Here is a 20,542-nt window from a genome sequence, read left to right on the forward strand (position 1 = left end):
CACACCCGCACGGGGCCCGCGACGCGACGCGTCGCGGGCCCCGTCCCGTCCGCCCCCGCCCGTCCCGTGCCCGACGCCCCGGTCCGGCGCGCCCCCTTCCGCCGTACGGCCGACTACGCTCGACGTGACGGGGGACCGGTCGGGCGAGCGAAGCGGGTAGGTCGATGAGCGTAAGACGGATCATGGGCACCGAGGTCGAGTACGGCATCTCCGTGCCCGGCCAGGCCGGGGCCAACCCCATGGTCACCTCCTCCCAGGTGGTCAACGCCTACGGGGCGCGCCCGGAACTGAACCGGGGCGGCCGCGCCCGCTGGGACTACGAGGAGGAGTCGCCGCTGCGGGACGCGCGCGGCTTCACCTACTCCGGCGCCGCGTACGACCCGGCGGAGGCCCTCGCCGACGAGGACCTCGGGCTGGCCAACGTGATACTCACCAACGGCGCGCGGCTCTACGTCGACCACGCCCACCCGGAATACTCCACTCCGGAGGTGACCAACCCCCGGGACCTGGTGCGCTGGGACAAGGCGGGGGAGCGGGTGATGGCCGAGGCGGCCCGCCGCGCCGCCACCATCCCCGGCACCCAGCCGATCCACCTCTACAAGAACAACACCGACAACAAGGGCGCCAGCTACGGCTCCCACGAGAACTACCTGATGCGCCGCCAGACGGCCTTCGCCGGCATCGTGGCGTACCTGACGCCGTTCTTCGTGACCCGGCAGATCGTCTGCGGCGCCGGCCGCGTCGGCATCGGCCAGGACGGCGGGCAGAGCGGATTCCAGATCTCCCAGCGCGCCGACTTCTTCGAGGTCGAGGTCGGCCTGGAGACCACCCTCAAGCGGCCGATCATCAACACCCGTGACGAGCCGCACGCCGACGCCGACAAGTATCGGCGGCTGCACGTCATCATCGGCGACGCGAACCTGTCGGAGATCTCCACGTACCTCAAGGTCGGCACCACGGCCCTGATCCTCACGATGATCGAGGAGAAGGCGCTCGGCAGCGACCTGGGCATCGCCGACCCGGTCAGCGAGCTGCGCGCGGTCAGCCACGACCCGTCCCTGACGCACCTGATGCGCCTGCGCGACGGGCGGCGGCTCACCGCGCTGGACGTGCAGTGGGCCTACTACGAGCGGGTACGGTCCTTCGTGGACGACCGCTACGGCGCCGACGCCGACGAGCAGACCCTGGACGTGCTGGCCCGCTGGGAGAGCGTGCTGGACCGGCTGGGCCGCGACGTCATGCTCTGCGCCGACGAGCTGGACTGGGTGGCCAAGCTGCGCCTGCTGGAGGGCTACCGGGAGCGCGAGAAGCTCGGCTGGGGCTCGCACAAGCTCCAGCTCGTCGACCTGCAGTACTCGGACGTCCGCCCGGAGAAGGGCCTCTACCACCGGCTGGTCTCCCGGGGCGCGATGAAGACCCTGCTCGACGAGGAGGAGACCCGCACGGCGATGACCGAGCCGCCGGAGGACACCCGCGCCTACTTCCGCGGCCGCTGCCTGGCCCAGTACGCCTCGGAGGTGGTCGCGGCCAGCTGGGACTCGGTCATCTTCGACGTGGGCCGCGAGTCGCTGGTGCGGGTGCCGATGATGGAGCCGGAGCGCGGCACCCGCAAGCACGTGGGCGCGCTCTTCGACCGCTGCCCCAGCGCCAAGGATCTGCTGGAAACCCTCACCGGCGGCTGACCGCCGCGGCCGAATGCCCGCCGTGTGCCGAAGCCGGCGCGCGGCGGGCTTTTCGTCGCCTCCGCGAGGTAAGTTGATCGCAGGGCGATCGTGGAGGAGGCAGCAATGGCCACTCGTGACAGCGGCGGGCAGTCGCAGTCGGGCAAGTCGCGTCAGGGCGAGGAGATCGAGGACGTCACCACCGAGGCGAATCCGGAGGTCGCCGAGCGGCACGCCGAGATCACCGAGGACGTCGACGACCTGCTCGACGAGATCGACTCCGTCCTGGAGGAGAACGCCGAGGAATTTGTCCGCGGCTATGTTCAAAAAGGGGGCGAATAGGGTCTATCTGGCATTTCGGACATGCCCCGACGGTTGGATGATCGAGACGGAGAGCGCCGTTGCCGCGACTGCGGCGCGTGGAAGCCGCTAGCGGAATTCTGCGCCAACAGCCGGCGACCCGACGGCCGCGGTAGCTACTGCAAGCCGTGCTTCAACGCGCGTTCGAAGGCGAGCTACGCCAAGCGGATTCGCGAACAGCACGGCCGTGACGTGCGTCAACCGCCGGCGGTGCCGGACGGGCACCGCCGGTGCCCAGCGTGCGGCGTGACCAAGGTGCTGGAGGATTTCCCTCGTAACCGCTCCGGGCGGAGCGGTTACGGCCGATACTGCAAACCCTGTCACAACGCGAAGGGCAAGGAGTCGCGGACGCGGCTTCACGGCGGGAGCCGCGAGTACCACCTTCGGCGGCGCTACGGAGTAGGGCAGAAGGAGTTCGACGAGCTCCTGGCAGAGCAGGGCGGCGTCTGCGCGATCTGCGGCACACCGGACCCCCAACATCTGGACCACGATCATCGCACCGGGTGGGTGCGCGGGATATTGTGCTTCAACTGCAACGGTGGTCTCGGCCAGTTCCGTGACGATCAGTCGCGGCTGGCGGAGGCGATCACATATCTGAGAGGAACCACGTGGCAGCGGGTTTTGATCCATCCGGGCGTCTACCAGATGTGTTCACCAACGCGGGGACGTCCTCCTTCACCTCGTTCCTGAGCAAGGTGGCCCCCGAGATGCTGCCCGGCCGACGGCCGCTGCCGCCGGGCATGGCCGCCGACATGGCGCCGCACGCGACGACCATCGTGGCCATCTCGGCCGCCGGCGGCGTCGTGATGGCCGGCGACCGCAGGGCCACCATGGGCAACCTGATCGCCCAGCGCGACATCGAGAAGGTGCACCCGGCCGACGCGTACTCCCTGGTGGGCATCGCGGGCACGGCTGGCATCGGCATCGAGCTGATGCGACTGTTCCAGGTGGAGCTGGAGCACTACGAGAAGATCGAGGGCGCGATGCTCTCGCTCGACGGCAAGGCCAACCGCCTCGCCTCGATGATCCGCGGCAACCTGGGCGCCGCGATGCAGGGCCTGGCGGTGATCCCGCTCTTCGCCGGGTTCGACCTGGCCGCGAAGGACCCGGCGCGCGCCGGCCGGATCTTCAGCTTCGACGTCACCGGCGGCCCCTACGAGGAGACCGGCTACGACGCGATCGGCTCCGGCTCGCTCTTCGCCCGGTCGGCGCTGAAGAAGCGCTTCCAGCCCGGCCTCTCGATCGACGAGGCGGTGCGCCTCGCGGTGGAGGCGCTCTACGACGCGGCCGACGACGACACCGCGACCGGCGGCCCGGATCTGATCCGCCGGATCTACCCGGTGGTGATGACGGCGACGGCGGAGGGCACCCACCGGCTCACCGACGAGGAGATGTCGGCGATCGCCGAGAGCGTGGTCTCGGCCCGGATGGAGAACCCGGGCGGTTGATCCGCCCCCGCCCGCACCAGCAGCAGCCGTCAGCACAGTGCCCTAAGGAGAACCGCCGCCGTGGCCATGCAGTTCTACGCCTCGCCCGAGCAGATCATGCGCGACCGCTCCGAGCTGGCCCGCAAGGGCATCGCCCGGGGCCGCAGCGCGGTCGTCCTGAGCTACTCCGGCGGGGTGCTCTTCGTCGCCGAGAACCTCTCCAGCGCCCTGCACAAAGTCAGTGAGATCTACGACCGGATCGGCTTCGCCGCCGTCGGCCGCTACAACGAGTTCGAGAACCTGCGCCGCGCCGGCGTGCGGATGGCCGACCTGAACGGCCTGAGCTACGACCGGCGGGACGTCACCGGCCGGGCCCTGGCGAACGCGTTCGCGCAGACCCTGGGCGCCATCTTCACCGAGCAGTCGAAGCCGTTCGAGGTGGAGATCTGCGTGGCCGAGGTCGGCGCGACCGCCGAGGACGACGAGCTCTACCGGCTCACCTACGACGGCTCGGTCAACGACGAGCCGGGCCGGATGGCGATGGGTGGGCAGGCCGAGGCGATCACCGGGGTGCTGAAGTCCCACCACCGCCCGGACATGTCGCTGGGCGAGGCGGTCAAGGTCGCCGTGCAGGCGTTGGGCAGCGTCGGGGGTGAGGGCGGCGCCGCCCGGACCATCGCCGCCAACCAGTTGGAGGTGGCGGTCCTCGACCGGCGCCGGGTGGGGCGGACGTTCCGCCGCGTCACCGGGGCCGCCCTGACCGCGCTGCTCGACGGCGGCAAGGGGGCCGAGCCGGAGGTGTCGGCGCGCCCGGAGACCCCGACCGCGCCGGCCGAGGAGGCGAAGAAGCCCACCACCTCGGCCGGCTCGGCCGATCTGGAGGGCCAGCAGACCGAGGGCCCCGAGGCGTAGCGACGCGCGAAGGGCGGCGGGCGTCCGGGTCATGGGCCCGGGCGCCCGCCTTTTCGGTACGCGCCGCCGACCTTCCGCCGTCGTCGCCGACGTTCGTCCACTCGCCGCACCGGCGTCCACTCGCACCGGTCGGCGCGTCCGCGTCGTGCGGGCCGACGGGCACCCCGGCGTGAGACGCCGCGGCGAGCGCTGCCATCTGAGGCCTCGGGCGGCTAATGTCTCACCATGGAGCGGCGAATCTTCGGCCTCGAGACCGAGTACGGCGTCACCTGCACCTACCGGGGGCAGCGCAGGTTGTCCCCCGACGAGGTCGCCCGATACCTCTTCCGCCGGGTGGTGTCGTGGGGCCGGTCCAGCAACGTGTTCCTGCGCAACGGCGCCCGGCTCTACCTCGACGTCGGCTCGCACCCGGAGTACGCCACCCCGGAGTGCGACTCGGTGGTCGACCTGGTCGCCCACGACCGGGCCGGCGAGCGGATCCTGGAGGGGCTGCTCGTCGACGCGGAGAAGCGGCTGCACGACGAGGGCATCGCCGGCGAGATCTACCTGTTCAAGAACAACACCGACTCGGCCGGAAACTCGTACGGCTGCCACGAGAACTACCTGGTCTCGCGGCACGGCGAGTTCGGCCGGTTGGCCGACGTGCTGATCCCGTTCCTGGTGACCCGGCAGTTGATCTGCGGCGCCGGCAAGGTGCTGCAGACCCCGCGCGGGGCGGTCTACTGCCTGTCGCAGCGGGCGGAGCACATCTGGGAGGGCGTCTCCTCGGCGACCACCCGGAGCCGGCCGATCATCAACACCCGCGACGAGCCGCACGCCGACGCCGAGCGCTACCGCCGGCTGCACGTCATCGTCGGCGACTCCAACATGAACGAGGTCACCACGCTACTGAAGGTCGGCACCGCCGACATCGTGCTGCGGATGATCGAGGCCGGGGTGGTGATGCGTGACCTGACGCTGGAGAACCCGATCCGGGCGATCCGCGAGGTCTCGCACGACATCACCGGGCGGCGCAAGGTGCGGCTCGCCTCCGGCAAGGAGGTCAGCGCGCTGGAGATCCAGCAGGAATACCTGGCGAAGGCGACCGAGTTCGTGGAGCGGCGCGGCGGCGACCAGACCGCGAAGCGGGTGGTCGAGCTGTGGGGCCGGGTGCTGCGCGCGGTGGAGACCGGCGACCTGGAGCCGGTGGCCCGGGAGATCGACTGGGTTACCAAGCTGCGGCTGATCGAGCGCTACCAGCGCAAGCACGACCTGCCGCTGTCGCATCCGCGGGTGGCCCAGATGGATCTGGCCTACCACGACCTGCGGCGGGGCCGGGGCCTCTACGGGCTGCTGGAGCGGCGCGGCGAGGTGGACCGGGTGGCCACCGACCCGGAGATCTTCGAGGCCAAGGAGACGCCGCCGCAGACGACCCGGGCGCGGTTGCGCGGGGAGTTCATCCGGCACGCCCAGGAGAAGCGGCGCGACTTCACCGTCGACTGGGTGCACCTGAAGCTCAACGACCAGGCGCAGCGCACCGTGCTGTGCAAGGACCCGTTCCGGGCGTACGACGAGCGGGTGGAGCGGCTGATCGCCAGCATGTGACGGCGCGGGCCGGTCCGGCGCGGTGGCGACCGCCTGCCGGGCCGGCCGGCCCGGTAGGCTGACCGCGCCATGACGACTTCCGAACCTCCCGAGAGCGGCCGCCAGCGGCAGAACTGGGTCGAGCGCCGCCGCGAGAAGATCCGCGAGGAGATCGCGCGCAACCGGCGCGGCGAGTACACCGTGCCGACGTGGGTGCTGGCGCTCGCGCTGGTGCTCATCGTGGGCGCCTGGCTCACCCTGATCTTCATGGCCTGAGCCTGCGGTCGACACCGCAGCCTCGAAGTGGTGGCGGCCCCGGCGGGGCTGGGATCATCGTGCCGTCCGGCGTTGTCGGTCCGTGGACCGGCACGCCCCGCCCTGCGGCAGGGATGGTGACGTCATCGCACACATCGACCTCGGCATCGACGAGCGGGCCCATCCGGGCATCCGGGGCCCGATGCGGTTCCGGCCGGAGACGGCGAAGCCCCTCAACGCGCTGGCGGAGGCGCTCCTGCGTGCCCCGCACCCGACGCTGACGCCGGGCGAGCGGGAACTGATCGCGGCGTACGTGTCGGGGCTCAACGAGTGCCGGTTCTGCTGCGCGACGCACGCGGCGTTCGCGGCGGCGCAGCTGCCCTCCGGCATGCCGCTCGTCGACCGGGTGCTCCGCGACCCCGTGGACGCGGAGGTCGGCGACAAGCTGCGGGCGTTGCTGCGGATCGCGGAGGCCGTGCGGCGCAGCGGCCGGGACGTGACCGCGGAGCTGGTGGCGGCCGCGCGGGAGGCCGGCGCGACGGACCTGGAGATCCACGACACGGTCCTGATCGCGGCGGCGTTCTGCATGTACAACCGCTACGTGGACGGGCTGGGCACCCTGGTCCCGGACGACCCCGTGGTGTACGAGAAGGCCGCCGAGCGCATCGTGCGGCACGGGTACGTGGAGAGCTGACCGTCCGCCACCTGACCCGCGCGGGATCAGGTGAGCAGGCGGGCGGCGTGCCGGCCGGCCGCCGCGGCGGCCAGGAAGTAGGCGTGGTCGGCGTCGAGGCCCCGGCCCATGGTCGACAGCGGCACCGGCGTTGCCCGCAGCGCGGCGTCGAGCCCGTCGGTGGGCACCCGGACGAGGGTGTGCCGCGCCGCGAGGGGGGCCAGCGCGGCGTCCACCTCGCGGGCCAGGGCGGCCTCCAGCCCGTCGGGCACCACCAGCTCGGCGGGGGCCAGCGCCACCCGGCCGTACGCGGTCAGGCTGTGGTGCGAGACGCCCCGGTGCCTTGGTCGAGGGTCGGCGTCGGAGAGGCGCAGCGAGCCGACGGGACGCCCGCCCAGCGTGGCGACGGCGTTCACGGCCTCGCCGACGGCCACGCCGGAGAAGCCCCACCGGGTGCCGGTGCCGAGGTTGCCCGGTCCCTGGGCGACGATCGCCACGTCGGCGCGGAGCACGTGCCGGGCGGCGAGCAGGCCGCTGTGCACAGTGCTCGCCTCCAGGTCGCCGCCGAAGGCCTGGCCGACGCTGACGGTGCCGACGAGGTGGTCGCGCAGGCCGGCGAGGGTGCGGGAGAACCAGGCGGGCAGCGCGCCGCCGTCGGTCAGCACGTACGCGACCCGGGCGTCGGGGGCGTCGGCGTGGACGCCGGCCAGGATCGCCGGCAGCGCGGAGTGCAGGTCGGCGGTGACGACGGGCAGTCCCGCCAGGTCGTCGGCGGCGGCCAGCAGCTCGCGGTGCGGGGACGCCTCCTCGTCGACGCCGAGCAGGATCGGCTGCAGCGGGGTGTAGCGGGCCTTGACGAGGTGGCCGGCGTCGCGGGTGTCGAGGGCCTGCGGCGGGTCCGGCGGCAGCCGGTCGGGCAGCGCCACGACCAGGGCGTACCCGCCGGTGCCGAGGCCCATCAGGAGCGCGCCGGCGTTGAGCAGCACCCGGTCGCCGGGCTCGGGACGACCGACCAGTTCGGGGTAGGCCAGGGCGCGGACGGTGGCGCCGTCGGGGAGTTCGACGTCGAGTTCCACCGCCCCGGTCCACTGCCGCCGCAGTCTGTTCACCGTTCCCGACCGCCATCGCACCATGCCCGGCACGCTAGCGTCGCGGCCCCGGCCGGGCGCGCCCGGGGCGGGTGGACACGACCGCCGGGAACGCCCGGCCGTGGCTCTCCTCGGCGCGCCTGAGAGGATGGCCGGCGCGACGCGGCACACGTCGTGCCCGCGTGGGTGCACGTGCCCGGCGGGCGGGCTGCTAGCGTCTACCGCGTGTCGCGGACCCGCACCGAACGCCTGGTCAACCTGGTGATCTGCCTGCTGTCCACGCGACGGTTCCTGACCGCCGCGCAGATCGCCGCGACCGTTCCCGGTTACGAGCACGATCCGGAGGACGCGCGCGACCACGAGGCGTTCCAGCGCAAGTTCGAGCGGGACAAGGCCGAGCTGCGCGAGCTGGGCGTGCCGCTGGAGACCGGGACGGCGAGCGTGTTCGACGCGGAGCCCGGCTACCGGATCGCCCACCGCGAGTACGCGCTGCCCGACATTCCCCTCGAACCGGACGAGGCCGCCGCGGTGGGCATCGCGGCGCGGCTGTGGCAGCACGCCGGCCTGGCCGCCGCCGCCTCCTCCGGCCTGGCCAAGCTGCGCGCCGCCGGCGTCGACGTGGACCCGCAGGCCACGCTGGGCCTGGAGCCGATGGTCACGGTGGATCCGGCGTTCGCGCCGCTCACGGCCGCGGCCCGGGACCGGCGCGAGGTCGTGTTCGACTACCGGGTGCCCGACCGCGACGAGCCCAACCGCCGCCGGCTGCAGCCGTGGGGCGTGGTCTGCTGGCGGGGCCGGTGGTACGTGGTCGGTCACGACCTCGACCGGGCGGCGACCCGGTGCTTCCGGCTGTCCCGGGTGGTCGGGGCGGTCCGGGTGACCGGCGCGCCCGGCGGCTACGAGCCGCCGGCCGGGGTCGACCTCATCAGCCACGTGGCCCGCTGGTCGGGGCCGGTGGAGCGCACCGGCCGGGCCACCGTGCTGGCCGTCCCGGGCCGCGCCGCGGGGCTGCGCCGCTGGGCGGTCGGCGTCACCGCCGGGCCCGACGGCGACCGGCTCGTGCTGCCGTACGCGGACGTGGACGTCCTCGCCGGCCAGCTCGTCGGCTACGGTCCGGACGTGCGGGTGCTCGACCCGCCCGAGGTGCGGGAGGCGGTCATCCAGCGGCTCAAGGAGATCGCGGCCCGGCACGACGACTTGGCGGTCGCCGGGGGTGCCCGGTGACGCGGCCGGCCGCCCGTGGCGGCTCCCGGGCGTCGGCCGACCGGCTGGCCCGGCTGCTGAACCTGGTGCCCTACCTGCTGGCCCGGCCCGGCATCGAGATCGCCGAGGCCGCCGGTGACCTGGGCGTCACCGAGCGGCAGCTGCGCGAGGACCTGGAACTGCTGTGGGTGTGCGGGCTGCCCGGCTACGGCCCGGGCGACCTGATCGACATGGCCTTCGACGGTGACCGGGTCACGATCACCTACGACGCGGGCATCGACCGACCGCTGCGGCTCACCCCGGACGAGGCCCTCGCGCTGGTGGTGGCGCTGCGGATGCTGGCCGAGACGCCCGGGGTGGCCAACCGGGAGGCGGTCGAGCGCGCCCTCGCCAAGATCGAGAGCGCGGCCGGCGACCTGGTGGCCGCGCCCGTCGAGGTCCGGCTGCCCGCCGACACGCGTCGGGTGCAGGAGTTGCGGGCCGCCGTCGAGAGCGGCCGTGCGCTGCGCATCACCTACTACACGGCGGCGCGGGACGAGACCACCGACCGCGTCGTCGACCCGCTGCGGATGCTGATGGTCGGCGGCCGGTCGTACGTGGAGGCGTGGTGCCGCCGGGCGGAGGCGGTGCGGCTGTTCCGGGCCGACCGGATCGACGCGGTCACCGAGCTGGACGAGCCGGCCGTCGTGCCGCCGCAGGCGCGCCCGCACGATCTCACCGAGGGCGTCTTCCGGCCCTCGCCGGACCTGCCGCTGATCACGCTGCGCGTCGGCCGCGGGGAACGGTGGATCACCGAGTACTACCGGTGCGAGCGGGTCGAGGCCGGCGCCGGCGACCAGTGGCTGGTCTCGCTGCGGGTCACCGACCTGGGCTGGGCGCGCCGGTTCGTGCTGGGGCTGGGGCCGGACGTGACCGTGGTCGCCCCCGTGGAGCTGGCCGAGCAGGTGCGCGCGGCGGCGGTCGCCGCCCTCGACGCGTACGCGACGCCGACGCCGGCCGCGCCCCGGCGCCCGGCGGACACGCCCTCGGCCGACCCGGCGGTGCCTGCCGGCACACAGTAGGCTGGCCGCCGTGGTGAAGTGGATCGTGCTCGCGGTGGTGCTGTTCGCGCTCCTCGTGCTGGCCCTGGCCGTCCGGCCGGTGCTGGCGCGGCTGCCCCGGCTGCGCCGCGCGGCGCTCGCCCTGCAGCGCCGGGCGACCGAGGCGGAGGCGCTGCGAGACAGCGCGGAGGCGCTCCAGGAGCGGGCCGAGGTGCTCCAGCGGCAGCTCGACACCACCCACCGCCGACTTGAGCTGATCAAGGCCAGGCGCGGCGGCTGATCGCTCGGTGTCGCGTCGCTGCGCGATCCGCCCCGGTTCCGCTCACCGGCGATCCGTCGGTTGATGTTGACGGGACGTCCCGCGTTGGTCGAGACTTCACCGGCCGGGGGCCAACCAGCGTCACCCGGTGGGTGGCAGCGGCCGTCGACGCACGTACGATGGGCTTCGGTACACCCCTCACGACGACACAGAGCGACTGGAGCTTCCCATGGGTGCCCTCAAGCCGTGGCACATCGCCGTACTCGTGGTCGTGCTGATCCTGCTCTTCGGCGCGAAGCGGCTCCCCGACGCGGCCCGTTCGCTGGGCCGCTCGCTGCGGATCATCAAGGCCGAGACCAAGAGCCTGCACGACGACGACCGTGACCTCGCCGAGAAGGCCGACGCGCAGGCCGGCTACCAGCCGCTCCCGCCGCAGACCGTCCAGGGCCAGCCCTACACGCCGCCGCCGGCCGGGCAGCAGCCGTACGCCGCGCCCCAGCAGCAGCCGTACGCGCCTCCGGTCAACGACCCGGTGCAACGCGTCCGCGACAACTGACCGAAGGGCCCCGAGACCCGTGGCCTTCTCCCTCAAGAAGCGCGGTCCGAGCAACTTCGAGCGGGCCGCGGACGGCTCGATGACGCTCATCGAGCACATCCGCGAGCTGCGCACCCGGTTGTTCCGTGCCTCCCTGGCGATCGCGGTCGGCCTCATCGGCGGCTTCCTGCTCGCCCAGCCGGCGTTCAACCTGCTCAAGCAGCCGTACTGCCAGTTGCCCGGCATGACGGTCGACGGTGAGTGCAAGAATTTCCTGCTGCTCGCCCCAGCGGACGGCTTCGTCCTGAAGCTGAAACTGGCGCTCTGGATCGGGCTGATCATCGGTGCTCCGGTCTGGCTCTATCAGCTCTGGGCGTTCATCGCGCCTGGCCTGCACCGGCACGAGCGCAAGTGGGCGTACGTCTTCGTCTCGATCGCGGCACCCCTGTTCGCCGCCGGCGCGTTGCTGGCCTACCTCGTGGTGGACAAGGGGCTGGCGTTCCTGCTGGACGCCGGGGTCACCGGCACCGACTCCCAGCTGGAGGTGACGCGGTACATCTCGTTCGTCACCAACATGATCCTGCTGTTCGGGGTGGCGTTCGAGTTCCCCCTCACCCTGTTGATGCTCAACTTCACCGGGGTGGTGAGCGCGCGCCGGCTGCTCGGCTGGTGGCGGACCGTGGTCTTCATCTGTTTCGCGTTCGCGGCGGTGGCGACCCCCGACCCCGGGCCGTTCGGCATGACGCTGTTGGCGCTCTGTCTCTCCCTGCTCTACTTCGTCGCCGTCGGTGTGGCGTTCCTCAACGACAGGCGCAAGGGCCGCGGCAAGGAGATCTACGCCGGCATCGACGACGACGAGGTGTCGCCGCTGGAGTTCGAGCCGGAGCCGGTCGAGGCCGGGCAGCGGGTCGACGCCACCTCACCGGTGGCGGCCCCGGAGCCGGTCGCCGCGCCGGCGCCGATCGACCGTCGTTACGACGACATGACCTGACCGCGCCAGGCACGCACGAGAAAGCCCTCGGTGACCCCGGGGGCTTTCTCGTGCGTGCCCTGTGCCGGGCCGCCGCCCGGTGTCGCCGGATCGCCTCGTAGCGCACGGCGCGGCGGCCGTCAGCGATCCAGTCGGCAATCCGTCATCACGCATCCATGAGCTGCGATCGGGTAATCAGATCTTTACGATGTGTCGACGGTCCAGACGAGGAAGGGTCGTTGCCCCGTGCGTCGCCCGACGTTCCGCCCCGCACCCCTCGCCGCGCCGGAGGCCGCCACCGCCCTGCGGCGGCGTGGCGTGCCCGTCGGCCGGCTGACCGCCCTGTGGGGAGCCGCCGTGGCGGCAGGATTCCTGGCCGTCGCGTTCTCCGCAGACCCGGCCGCCGCCGAGGACGGAGCTTCCGCCGCCGGGGAGGAAACGCGTGCCGTCGTCGCGGGGCGGGGAGTGCGCGCCGTCGAGGATCGAGCGCCGGCCGCCGTCGCGGGGGAGCGGGCGCGCCCTGCCGCGCCCGCCACGGCGCCGCCCGCCACGGCGCCGCCCGCCACGGCGCCGCCCGCCACGGCGCCGCCCGCCACGGCGCCGCCCGCCACGGCGCCGCCCGCCACCGCCGCCCCGCCGCCCGCGTCCCGTATCGGCGCTCGCGCCGTCGCGGCCGCGCCGCCCGCCGCGCCACCGAGCACGTCCCGTGTCGGCCGGCCGACGGACCCGTCGCGCCTGCTCCGTGGGGCCGCGCAGCCGGTTCCGGCGGGCTCGTCCGTGGCGCCCGGGGTGACCGGGACGCCGTCGTCCCCCGTACGGCCGGGGGAGCCGTCCCTCGCGTCCCGCAAGGCCGCGACGGCGCCGGCGCGGCCGGTGGACCGCGCGGTGTCGTCGCTCACCACGCGGGTCGCCGCGATCGGGAACTCCGTGGTGCGGCCCGTGGCCGCGACGACCGCCCTCGTCGAACCGGTCCTCCGCGCGACCCTGACCACCACGCGGGGCGCGGTGGCACACGTCGTCGGGCTGGTCGGCATGCTCGTCGTCGTGCCGCCGCCGGCTCCCGCGCAGCCTGCCGACCCGTCGTCGTCTCCGGCCGCCGGTCGGGACGTGCCGCCAGCGGCCGCTGCCGCACCGGCGGGGGCCGTCGCGCGACCGGACGGGCCGCGGTACGTCGCGCGGGGAGCATCACCCGCCGCCCCGGCGCCGGTGCCCGCCCCGTCGGCCGACGGGGCGGGTTGGTGCCCGGCGACGACCGGCGGGGCCGTGACGGACCCGGGGCCGGGGCCCGCGGGGCTTCCGTCCCTCCCCGCCGTCCCGGAGCGAGACTGTGCCGCCGCCACGGACGGCGGCGGCGCGGCGGCGTCGGGGCCGGCCCTCGACGTGGACTGGCCGACGCCGGTCCTGCTCGGCCTCGCCGCCCCGCCCGCGCTGCCCGGCGACCGGCTCTACGGAGTGAGCGCCCGCCCAGGCTGAGGTTCGACGGGACCCGCCCCGCGCGGTCGCCCGGCTCGTCCGGTCGCACCGCCCGGCGCAGGGTCACACGGTGCCCGTGCACGTCGTACGACAGGCGACGCGGCTCGGGCACGACCCCGTCCGTCCCACGCGGCCGGCCCGCGCAGTCCCGTCAAGGGGACCCGACTGGCCGCGTATCCCAGATCGGAGCCACGCGTTGATCCGCGTTGTCGTCGCTGAGGAGATGCGCCTGCTGCGCACCGCGCTGTGCGCGGCGCTGTCGGGTGAGCAGGAGATCGAGGTCGTCGCGGAGGTGACCGGAACGGCGGAACTGGCCGCCGTGGTGCGCCGGCACCGGCCCGACGTGGTGCTGGTGGACCTGGCGTCGGACGTGCCGCAGCCGGTGGAGGTGGTCGCCGAGATCACCGAGGCGGTGCCCGACACGGCCGTGCTGGCGATGGGGCGCCGGTGGAGCCCGGCGGTGGTCGGTGACCTGCTGGCCGCCGGCGTGCGGGGCCTGGTCGGCAAGGACGCGCCGCTGGAGGCGCTGGTCGGGGCCGTCCGGGAACTCGCCGCCGGCGGCAAGGTCATCGACGCGGAGGCCGCCGTGACCGCGCTGCGTCCCCCGTCAAGCCCGCTGACCCGCCGGGAGGTGGAGGTGCTGCGGGTGGCCGCCGAGGGCCTGCCGCTCAAGGAGATCGCCCGCCGCCTCTTCCTGGCGCACGGGACCGTGCGCAACCACCTGTCGGCGATCATGCGCAAGACGGGCGCCCGCAACCGCATGGAGGCGGTCTGGCGCGCCCGCCGCGACGGGTGGATGTAGTTCGTCCGGGGCGCGGGCGGGGCGGCGGTTCCGCCCGGCCCGCGCCCGCCCCGCGTCCAGGGTGGACGGCCGGCGCCCGCTCACCGAGCGATACCGATCGGTACGTGTTTGAATGCGGACGGTCCGTGATCCGCTCGACGACGCTCGGGAAGGTCAATGGTGATCCGTGCCCTGCTCGCCCTCGACGGCGCCCTGGTCCGTGGCGCGCTTTCGCTCGTCCTCGCCGCCGAGGAGGACATCAGCGTGGTGGCCGAGCTGGATCGGGGTGACGACCTCCCGCCAGCGGTCCGGGCGCAGCGTCCCGACGTGGCGGTCGTCGACCTCGACCTCGTCGACGAGGCCGGTGTGGCGGGGCAGTGCCCCCTGCTGGTGCTCGCCGACCGGCGCCGCGCGCGCCGGCTGCACCGGGTCCTGGCACCCGGGCGGACCGTCGGCATCCTCGGCAACGACGTCGCCCCGCATCGGGTGGTGGACGGGATCCGGCGGTTGGCCCGACGGGAGTCGGTGATCGACGCCGACCTGGTGATGGCGGCGCTGAACCGGGACAGCCCGCTGACGACCCGGGAGACGGAGATCCTCGACCTGACCGCCGCGGGGGCGCCGGTCGTGGAGGTCGCCCGGGCGCTCGGGCTCGCCCCGGGCACGGTGCGCAACCACCTCGGGCGGATCGCCCGCAAGGCGGGCGCGCGGACCAGGGTGGAGGCGGTGCGGGTCGCCCGCGAGGCCGGCTGGATCTGACGGCGACAGGCGCGACGGAGGCGGGTCGGGGCGTCCGGCGCCGTGGCGAGGTCGAGGCCGGTGTCCCGAGGGCGGGAGCGCCTGGGTAGCGTGCCGTCATGAGTGCGGACAGCTTCCGCTCGGTGGAGATCGAGCGCACCAGCGTCGGGCAGTACGTCGTGCGGAACGTCCGCGGCGGATCGTTGTCGATGGGCGCCGGCGAGGACGCCAGCTTCACGCCGGTGGAACTGCTTCTGGCGGCCATCGGCGGCTGCACGGCGATCGACGTGGACCTCATCACGAGCCGCCGCGCCGAGCCGATCCGGTTCTCCGTCGAGGTCACCGGCGACAAGATCCGGGACGAGGCCGGGGCGAACCGGATGTCGAACATCGAGGCGCGGTTCACCGTGACGTTCCCGGAGGGCGCGGACGGCGACCGGGCTCGTGAGGCGCTGCCTCGATCGCTGCAGCAGTCGCACGACCGGCTCTGCACCGTCTCCCGTACCGTCGAACTCGGCACTCCCGTCTCGATCGTCGAGGCTGCCGGCTCCACCGGAGACTGACGTCCCGCGGGCGTCACCCGCTCCTGCGTGGCCGGTGGGCCGCGGCGAGTGTCGTCGCCGGCCCCGACCGGCAGCCGCGCGGCGTCGGCGGTCCGACGCCGCGCCGGTCCGTCGGCGCGGTGGAGGCGACGTTCAGTAGGCGTTGTTCGCCGTGGTCAGGCGCACCTCGCCGGCCGGCAGGGCCGGGCATGCCGCGGCGCCCTTGTACGTCGGGCCCGGCGGGGTGAGCAGCCACACCGGCAGGTTGGCGGTGCTGCCGATCAGGTATGTGCCGAGGTCGTTGCCGACGAACCGGTTGTGGTACGACGAGCACTCGTTGCCGGCCTCGTTCACCTCCTCCCGGTAGTGGACCATGGACGGCGAGGCCCGCAGGAACCCGTTGGCGCCGAACACGTTCTGCTCGAACGTGTTGAAGTTGCTGCCGTCACGCACCTTGATCGGTTCGCTGCTCACGCCGGTCACCTGGTTGCCCGCGAACCGGTTGCGGGAACTCTTGTGCGTCACGTATACGGCGTGGATGTAGCTGTTCTCGGAGTTGCGCAGGTCGACGAAGTGGTTGTTCTCGATGCGGTTGTCGGACGACTCGGTCAGCACGATCCCGCCGTACCCGCACCGCAGGAAGTCGGGGTCGTCGCACGAGCCGCCGGTGTAGGCGTTGCCGATCTTCGTGAACCGCATCCCGAAGGCGGTGTTGCCGTTGAGCCCTCGGGCCGACGGCAGCCCCGGCGCCGAGGACGGCTGGTAGCCGCCGCCGCACGAGCCCGCGGAACCGTCCAGCGAGAGGGCCGAGCTGGCGTAGTGCTCCACCTGCAGGTAGTAGAACCGCAGCCCGGCCGTGCCGCCGCCGGCGAGCGGCTGGCCCGGGTTGCCGGGACAGGCGTAGAACCACGGCCCGGTGATGTAGCGTCCCGATCCGCTGGCGCGCGCGTTCTGGAACACCGGCAGCGCCGCGATACCGTCACGGCCCTCACCGTACTCGTAGTCGTCCGGCATGAACGTGATCGTGTGCCCCGGCCGGTAGGTCTGCCAGACGATCCCCTGTGCCACGTACGTGCCGGCGTGGATGCGTACCTCGACGTCCGTGTCGAGCGGGCCGGCGGCGACGAGCTGCTGCACCCGGGCGAGGCTGCGGACGGCGGAGCCGGGTGTCGCGCCGTCGCGCGCGTCGTCGCCGGACGCGTTCATGTAGATGGTCTGCACGCCCTCGGCAGCGGCGGCCGACGCGACCACGACGACCGACGACAGCCCGATCAGTGCCGCCGCGAGCAGGTGCTTGAGGCTTCTCATGGACGATCCTCCCCGTGTGCGACGCGCCGACCATCCGGAAGGAACGGTCATCATCGATCTTGATCGTCCTGTGATGATGCCATACGCGGCCTCGTCGGATGCGCCGCGACGTCGCAGCGGCCGGGGCCGCCGGGCGGTTCGGGGCACGGGTTCGACCCGGCTGCCGGCGGGCAACGCGGGTCGGGCGGTCGGTCACGCGTGGGCGAGAGGCACCCGTGGCGGTGTCGCCGCGTCCTGCCAGTGGCCCACCAGCTCCCGGTAGGTGGGGGAGCGGCCGAGCAGCTCGTCGTGGGTGCCGACGAGGGGCCGGTCGCCGTCGAGGACCAGGATCCGGCGGGCCCGGGTCGCCGAGCTGATCCGGTGGGCGACGACCACCAGCGTGCCGGGGCGGCGGGCGAAGGCGTCCTCGACGGTCGCCTCCAGCGTCGGGTCCAGGTGGCACGTGGCCTCGTCGAGGATCACCAGCGGCGCCGGGGCGAGGTAGGCCCGGACGGCGGCGACGAGCTGCCGTTCCCCGGCGGACAGCGCACCGGGGTCGATCTCGGCGGCGAGACCGCCGAGGCGGGTCACGAGGGGACCGGCTCCGAGGGCGTCCACGGCCGCCGCCACGGTCGCGTCGTCGGCCTCCGGGCGCAGGTAGCGCAGGTTGTCGCCGACGGTGCCGCTGCGCACGTACGCCTCCTGCGGCACCAGCACCCGCAGCCGCGCCAGGGTCGTGGGCGAGGCGGCGGCCACGGGCGTGTCGCCGAGGAGTACCGTGCCGGACTCCGGCCGCGCCAGCCCGGCGACCAGGGCGGCCAGGGTGGACTTGCCGGCGCCGCTGGGCCCCACGACGGCCAGGTGCTCGCCGTCGGCCACGGTCAGGGTGAAGCCGGCCAGCACGGGCCGGGCGTGCGGGCCGTACCGGAAGGTCAGCCCGCGCAGCCGCACCGCCGGCGGGGCGGCCGCGGACGCGCCGGGGCGCGACACCGGGCCGGGCACGGCGGGCGGGTGGGGCGCCGCCGGGTCGGGCCGATCGCCGTCCCCGGGCGGCGGGCAGGTGCGCAGGATCCGGTCCAGGGTGACGGCGTAGCGCAGCCCGCCGCCGCCCACGCCCTGCACGACGGCGTGCAGGGCGGGTTGCAGGCCGGTGGTGACGTAGACCAACGCGCCCAGCACGGCGCCGGTGCTGAGCCCCTGCCGCACCAGCCACGGCGCGGCGAGCAGCAGCACCACCACCGGCAGCCAGCCGCCCAGCCCGAGGCTGAGGCTGCGCAGCGCCGCCATCCGTGCGAGGGTCCGCTCGGCGTCGGCCTGCGCGCCGACCCGCCGGTCGACGCCGGCCGCAACCCGGTCCTGTGCGCCGCAGGCGACCACGTCGCGGTGCCCGGTCAGCGCGGTCGCCGCCGCCCGGCCGAGTTCCTCGCCGGCGGTCACCTGGGCCCGCTGGTGCGCCACCATCGCCGGCAGCGCCGCCGCGAAGACCGCCAACCCGACCACCAGCGGCGCGGCCACCGCACCCGCCAGCGGCGGCGCCAGGGCGAGCAGGCCGAGCAGGGCCGCGCCGGCGGTGAACAGGAACCCCCGGACCACCAGCAGCAGCCCGCCGAAGGTGTCCCGGACGACCTCCGCCTGGTGGGTCAGCCGGGCCACGGCGGCGCTGTCCGGCCGGCCGCCGGCCCGGGTGGCGTCGTGCAGCGCGGCGTGCACCACCCGGGCGGCCAGCTCGTCGCGGAACGGCTCGACCACGGCGCCGAGGCTGCGGTAGACCTGCCCGGTGGCGGCCGCGCCGACCAGCACGGCCGCGCCGAGCCCGGCCAGCCAGGCCAGGCCGGTGGCGAACTGGCCGGCCAGGAAGCCCCGGTCGACCGCGCGGGCCACCAGCAGCCCGCTGAGCAGCGCCGGCAGGGACTCGACCAACGACCAGGCGGCGAGCCGGCCCAGCTCGCGGCGGCGGGCGCGCAGCGCCGCCCAGGTCGTGCCGCGTACGCCGCTCACCGGTCGTCACCACCTGGCGCGAAGACGGCCCGGTAGTCCGGGTCGGCCCACAGCCGCCGGTGCGGCGCCACGGCCCGCAGCCGGCCGCCGTCGAGCCAGGCGACCAGGTCGGCGGCGGCGGCCGTCGTCGCGCGGTGGGTCACCACGAGGCGGGTACGGCCGCCGGCTCCGTCGGCCACCGCCCGGGCGATCCGGTGCTCGGTGGCGGTGTCCAGGCTGGACGTGGCGTCGTCCAGGATCAGCAGCCGTTCGGCGGGGAACGCGCGGGCCAGCCCCAGCCGCTGCGCCTCGCCCCCGGACAGCGGCGCGTCCGCCAGCCGGGTGCGGAAGCCCTCGGGCAGGCGGGCGACGACGTCGGCGACCTGCGCCGCCCGGGCCACGGCCAGCACCGGCGCGGTGGCCGGCGCGCCGTCGGCGGGCGGGCGCGCCGAGCCGTCGGGCAGGGCCAGGCCGATCGCGTCGTGCACCGTCTCGCCGACCAGCACCGGCCTGTCGAAGGCGTGCCCGACGGCCGTGCGCAGCGCGGACCGGCTCAACCGGCGCAGCGGCACCCCGTCGAGCAGCACCTCGCCGGCGTCCGGGTCGTGCAGCCGACCCGCGACGGCGGCGAGGGTCGACTTGCCGGCGCCGGAGCGCCCGACGACGGCGACCGTGGCGCCGGCGGGAACGGCCAGGTCGATCCCGGCCAGGACCGGCCGCCCGTCCTCGGCGCGCACGCCGACGCCGCGCAGCCGCAGCTCGCCTCGGCCGGGCGGCAGCGTGTCCGCCCCGTCCGGGCGTGCCGGGTGGGCCAGGGGTTCCGCGATCCGGCCGGCCGCCGCGCGGGCGCGGACCAGCCGGTTGAGGGTGGCCAGCACCGCGCCGAGCCCGGCGCCGAGGGCGGCGTACTGCACGGCGGCGACCAGTTGACCGGGGGTGAGCCAGCCGGCGGTGAGCGCGTACCCGCCAACGGCCACGACGGCCACCTGGAGCAGCGGGCCGACGGCGGCGGTGCGGGCGCTGGCCCGGGCCAGCAGCCGCCAACCGAGCAGGCCGTACCCGCGCAGCTCCGGCAGTGCCGCCAGCACCCGGTCGCGTTCCCGGTCGACGGTGGCGGCGGCGGCGATGGTGCGGGCGCCGCCGAGCGCCTCCAGCAACCGGCCGGCGATGACGCCCAGCACCCGCTGGTACCCCCCGACGGCGGCGGAGGCGTCGGTGACGAAGGCGCGCATGAGCACCGCGAGCAGCGCCAGCCCGCCGAGCAGGGTGGCGCCGAGCAGCGGCTCGATCAGGGTGAGCGCCACGACGCTGCCGACGGGCGGAAGCAGCGCGACCACGCCCAGCGTCACGGCGGTGCCGGCCTGCCCGGCGTCGGCGGCCTGGCCGACGAGCCGGCCCACCAGGTCGCCCACCGGGTAGCGGCGGACGGTGCGCACGTCGGAGGCGAACAGGTGGCGCAGCAGTCGCCGGCGCAGCAGCGCGGTGGCCCGGGCGGCACCGTAGCCGCCGGCGAGGTCGGCGAGGACGTCGGTGACCATGAGGACGGCGACCAGGCCGCAGGCGGCGGCCGGCCACCAGGAGCCGTGCCCGCCGACGGCGGCGTCGACGGCGAGCCCGAGGGTGGCGGGGAGCGCCAGTTCGGCGGCCGCGCCGGTGAGCGCGACCGCCCCGAGCAGGACCGTCCAACCGCCGCCGTCGCGGACCACCCGGCGCAGCAGCCGGTCGGAGCCGGTCAACGTCCGCATCGGACCTCCCACCAGGACGTGCGGCCCTGGGCGGGTACGTCTACCCGCCCAGG

The 20,542-nt window shown here is 74.6% G+C and carries 21 protein-coding genes; 17 read left to right on the plus strand and 4 right to left on the minus strand.

All coding sequences use genetic code 11. The features are described 5' to 3' along the window. Positions 1-164 precede the first annotated feature (164 nt). The 8 genes from dop to GA0070606_RS30465 all read left to right on the plus strand — a co-directional run bounded on the left by dop (position 165) and on the right by GA0070606_RS30465 (position 6,872). Positions 165-1,682: a depupylase/deamidase Dop gene (dop, locus tag GA0070606_RS30430; RefSeq protein WP_091106688.1), complete on the plus strand. Its 1,518-nt coding sequence runs from the start codon at positions 165-167 to the stop codon at positions 1,680-1,682. Between the two features lie 105 nt (positions 1,683-1,787). Continuing rightward, complete coding sequence (locus tag GA0070606_RS30435; protein ID WP_088993750.1) at positions 1,788-2,003, plus strand: ubiquitin-like protein Pup; 216 nt, start codon at positions 1,788-1,790, stop codon at positions 2,001-2,003. A 21-nt stretch (positions 2,004-2,024) separates the two neighbouring features. Then, a complete protein-coding gene (locus GA0070606_RS30440) occupies positions 2,025-2,711 on the plus strand; it encodes an endonuclease VII domain-containing protein (protein WP_091106690.1) in 687 nt (228 codons plus the stop codon). Then, positions 2,630-3,469 (plus strand): proteasome subunit beta, encoded by an 840-nt coding sequence (gene prcB / locus GA0070606_RS30445; protein ID WP_176737481.1) that lies wholly within the window; start codon positions 2,630-2,632, stop codon positions 3,467-3,469. The genes GA0070606_RS30440 and prcB overlap by 82 nt, the downstream gene beginning before the upstream one ends. A 60-nt stretch (positions 3,470-3,529) precedes the next feature. Next, positions 3,530-4,360, plus strand: coding sequence for a proteasome subunit alpha (prcA, locus tag GA0070606_RS30450; RefSeq protein ID WP_091106693.1), 831 nt, complete (start codon positions 3,530-3,532; stop codon positions 4,358-4,360). Between the two features lie 225 nt (positions 4,361-4,585). After that, the gene (pafA, locus tag GA0070606_RS30455; RefSeq protein ID WP_088993761.1) at positions 4,586-5,944 is read left to right on the plus strand and encodes a Pup--protein ligase; all 1,359 of its coding nucleotides are present in this window, start codon (positions 4,586-4,588) and stop codon (positions 5,942-5,944) included. Positions 5,945-6,013: 69 nt separating this feature from the next. Next, positions 6,014-6,199, plus strand: a complete 186-nt coding sequence (locus GA0070606_RS30460; RefSeq protein WP_091106695.1) for a hypothetical protein — start codon at positions 6,014-6,016, stop codon at positions 6,197-6,199. A gap of 124 nt (positions 6,200-6,323) precedes the next feature. Next, positions 6,324-6,872: a carboxymuconolactone decarboxylase family protein gene (locus GA0070606_RS30465; RefSeq protein WP_091108413.1), complete on the plus strand. Its 549-nt coding sequence runs from the start codon at positions 6,324-6,326 to the stop codon at positions 6,870-6,872. A gap of 26 nt (positions 6,873-6,898) precedes the next feature. On the opposite strand, the gene GA0070606_RS30470 is transcribed toward GA0070606_RS30465, so the two are convergent. Then, positions 6,899-7,984, minus strand: coding sequence for a DUF3866 family protein (locus GA0070606_RS30470; protein WP_091108421.1), 1,086 nt, complete (start codon positions 7,982-7,984; stop codon positions 6,899-6,901). 180 nt (positions 7,985-8,164) lie between these two features. On the opposite strand from GA0070606_RS30470, the gene GA0070606_RS30475 reads away from it, so the two are divergent. The 9 genes from GA0070606_RS30475 to GA0070606_RS30515 all read left to right on the plus strand — a co-directional run bounded on the left by GA0070606_RS30475 (position 8,165) and on the right by GA0070606_RS30515 (position 15,501). Further along, a complete protein-coding gene (locus GA0070606_RS30475; RefSeq protein WP_091106696.1) occupies positions 8,165-9,163 on the plus strand; it encodes a helix-turn-helix transcriptional regulator in 999 nt (332 codons plus the stop codon). Then, positions 9,160-10,203 (plus strand): helix-turn-helix transcriptional regulator, encoded by a 1,044-nt coding sequence (locus GA0070606_RS30480; protein WP_091106699.1) that lies wholly within the window; start codon positions 9,160-9,162, stop codon positions 10,201-10,203. Before GA0070606_RS30475 ends, GA0070606_RS30480 begins: the two co-directional genes overlap by 4 nt. Before the next feature lie 10 nt (positions 10,204-10,213). Continuing rightward, positions 10,214-10,462, plus strand: a complete 249-nt coding sequence (locus GA0070606_RS30485) for a hypothetical protein (RefSeq protein WP_091106701.1) — start codon at positions 10,214-10,216, stop codon at positions 10,460-10,462. A 208-nt stretch (positions 10,463-10,670) separates the two neighbouring features. Next, the gene (gene tatA, locus GA0070606_RS30490; RefSeq protein WP_091106703.1) at positions 10,671-10,997 is read left to right on the plus strand and encodes a Sec-independent protein translocase subunit TatA; all 327 of its coding nucleotides are present in this window, start codon (positions 10,671-10,673) and stop codon (positions 10,995-10,997) included. 19 nt (positions 10,998-11,016) lie between these two features. Next, positions 11,017-11,967: a twin-arginine translocase subunit TatC gene (gene tatC / locus GA0070606_RS30495; RefSeq protein WP_091106705.1), complete on the plus strand. Its 951-nt coding sequence runs from the start codon at positions 11,017-11,019 to the stop codon at positions 11,965-11,967. Between the two features lie 225 nt (positions 11,968-12,192). Then, entirely contained in the window at positions 12,193-13,419 is a 1,227-nt protein-coding gene (locus GA0070606_RS30500; protein WP_091106707.1) for a hypothetical protein, read from the plus strand. A gap of 196 nt (positions 13,420-13,615) precedes the next feature. Continuing rightward, positions 13,616-14,221 (plus strand): response regulator transcription factor, encoded by a 606-nt coding sequence (locus GA0070606_RS30505; protein WP_091106709.1) that lies wholly within the window; start codon positions 13,616-13,618, stop codon positions 14,219-14,221. A gap of 156 nt (positions 14,222-14,377) precedes the next feature. Further along, complete coding sequence (locus GA0070606_RS30510) at positions 14,378-14,959, plus strand: response regulator transcription factor (protein WP_245724878.1); 582 nt, start codon at positions 14,378-14,380, stop codon at positions 14,957-14,959. Between the two features lie 98 nt (positions 14,960-15,057). Then, a complete protein-coding gene (locus GA0070606_RS30515) occupies positions 15,058-15,501 on the plus strand; it encodes an OsmC family protein (protein WP_091106710.1) in 444 nt (147 codons plus the stop codon). A gap of 132 nt (positions 15,502-15,633) precedes the next feature. Here GA0070606_RS30515 and GA0070606_RS30520 read toward each other — a convergent pair whose 3' ends face one another. The 3 genes from GA0070606_RS30520 to GA0070606_RS30530 all read right to left on the minus strand — a co-directional run bounded on the left by GA0070606_RS30520 (position 15,634) and on the right by GA0070606_RS30530 (position 20,489). Next, positions 15,634-16,788, minus strand: a complete 1,155-nt coding sequence (locus tag GA0070606_RS30520; protein WP_091106712.1) for a right-handed parallel beta-helix repeat-containing protein — start codon at positions 16,786-16,788, stop codon at positions 15,634-15,636. Positions 16,789-16,980: 192 nt separating this feature from the next. Next, complete coding sequence (locus GA0070606_RS30525) at positions 16,981-18,765, minus strand: ATP-binding cassette domain-containing protein (RefSeq protein WP_091106714.1); 1,785 nt, start codon at positions 18,763-18,765, stop codon at positions 16,981-16,983. Beyond that, on the minus strand, positions 18,762-20,489 hold the full coding sequence (locus tag GA0070606_RS30530) for an ABC transporter ATP-binding protein (protein ID WP_091106716.1): 1,728 nt from the start codon (positions 20,487-20,489) through the stop codon (positions 18,762-18,764). Before GA0070606_RS30530 ends, GA0070606_RS30525 begins: the two co-directional genes overlap by 4 nt. Positions 20,490-20,542: the final 53 nt, after the last annotated feature.

It is taken from the genome of Micromonospora citrea (genome assembly GCF_900090315.1).
Lineage (GTDB): Bacteria > Actinomycetota > Actinomycetes > Mycobacteriales > Micromonosporaceae > Micromonospora > Micromonospora citrea.

Excerpts from the sequence above, each read along its gene's own strand:
- dop (WP_091106688.1), top strand. The coding sequence starts at position 165 with ATGAGCGTAAGACGGATCATGGGCACCGAGGTCGAGTACGGCATCTCC.
- GA0070606_RS30435 (WP_088993750.1), top strand. The coding sequence starts at position 1,788 with ATGGCCACTCGTGACAGCGGCGGGCAGTCGCAGTCGGGCAAGTCGCGT.
- GA0070606_RS30440 (WP_091106690.1), top strand. The coding sequence starts at position 2,025 with ATGCCCCGACGGTTGGATGATCGAGACGGAGAGCGCCGTTGCCGCGAC.
- pafA (WP_088993761.1), top strand. The coding sequence starts at position 4,586 with ATGGAGCGGCGAATCTTCGGCCTCGAGACCGAGTACGGCGTCACCTGC.
- GA0070606_RS30460 (WP_091106695.1), top strand. The coding sequence starts at position 6,014 with ATGACGACTTCCGAACCTCCCGAGAGCGGCCGCCAGCGGCAGAACTGG.
- GA0070606_RS30470 (WP_091108421.1), bottom strand. The coding sequence starts at position 7,984 with ATGGTGCGATGGCGGTCGGGAACGGTGAACAGACTGCGGCGGCAGTGG.
- tatA (WP_091106703.1), top strand. The coding sequence starts at position 10,671 with ATGGGTGCCCTCAAGCCGTGGCACATCGCCGTACTCGTGGTCGTGCTG.
- GA0070606_RS30510 (WP_245724878.1), top strand. The coding sequence starts at position 14,378 with ATGGTGATCCGTGCCCTGCTCGCCCTCGACGGCGCCCTGGTCCGTGGC.
- GA0070606_RS30515 (WP_091106710.1), top strand. The coding sequence starts at position 15,058 with ATGAGTGCGGACAGCTTCCGCTCGGTGGAGATCGAGCGCACCAGCGTC.
- GA0070606_RS30520 (WP_091106712.1), bottom strand. The coding sequence starts at position 16,788 with ATGAGAAGCCTCAAGCACCTGCTCGCGGCGGCACTGATCGGGCTGTCG.
- GA0070606_RS30530 (WP_091106716.1), bottom strand. The coding sequence starts at position 20,489 with ATGCGGACGTTGACCGGCTCCGACCGGCTGCTGCGCCGGGTGGTCCGC.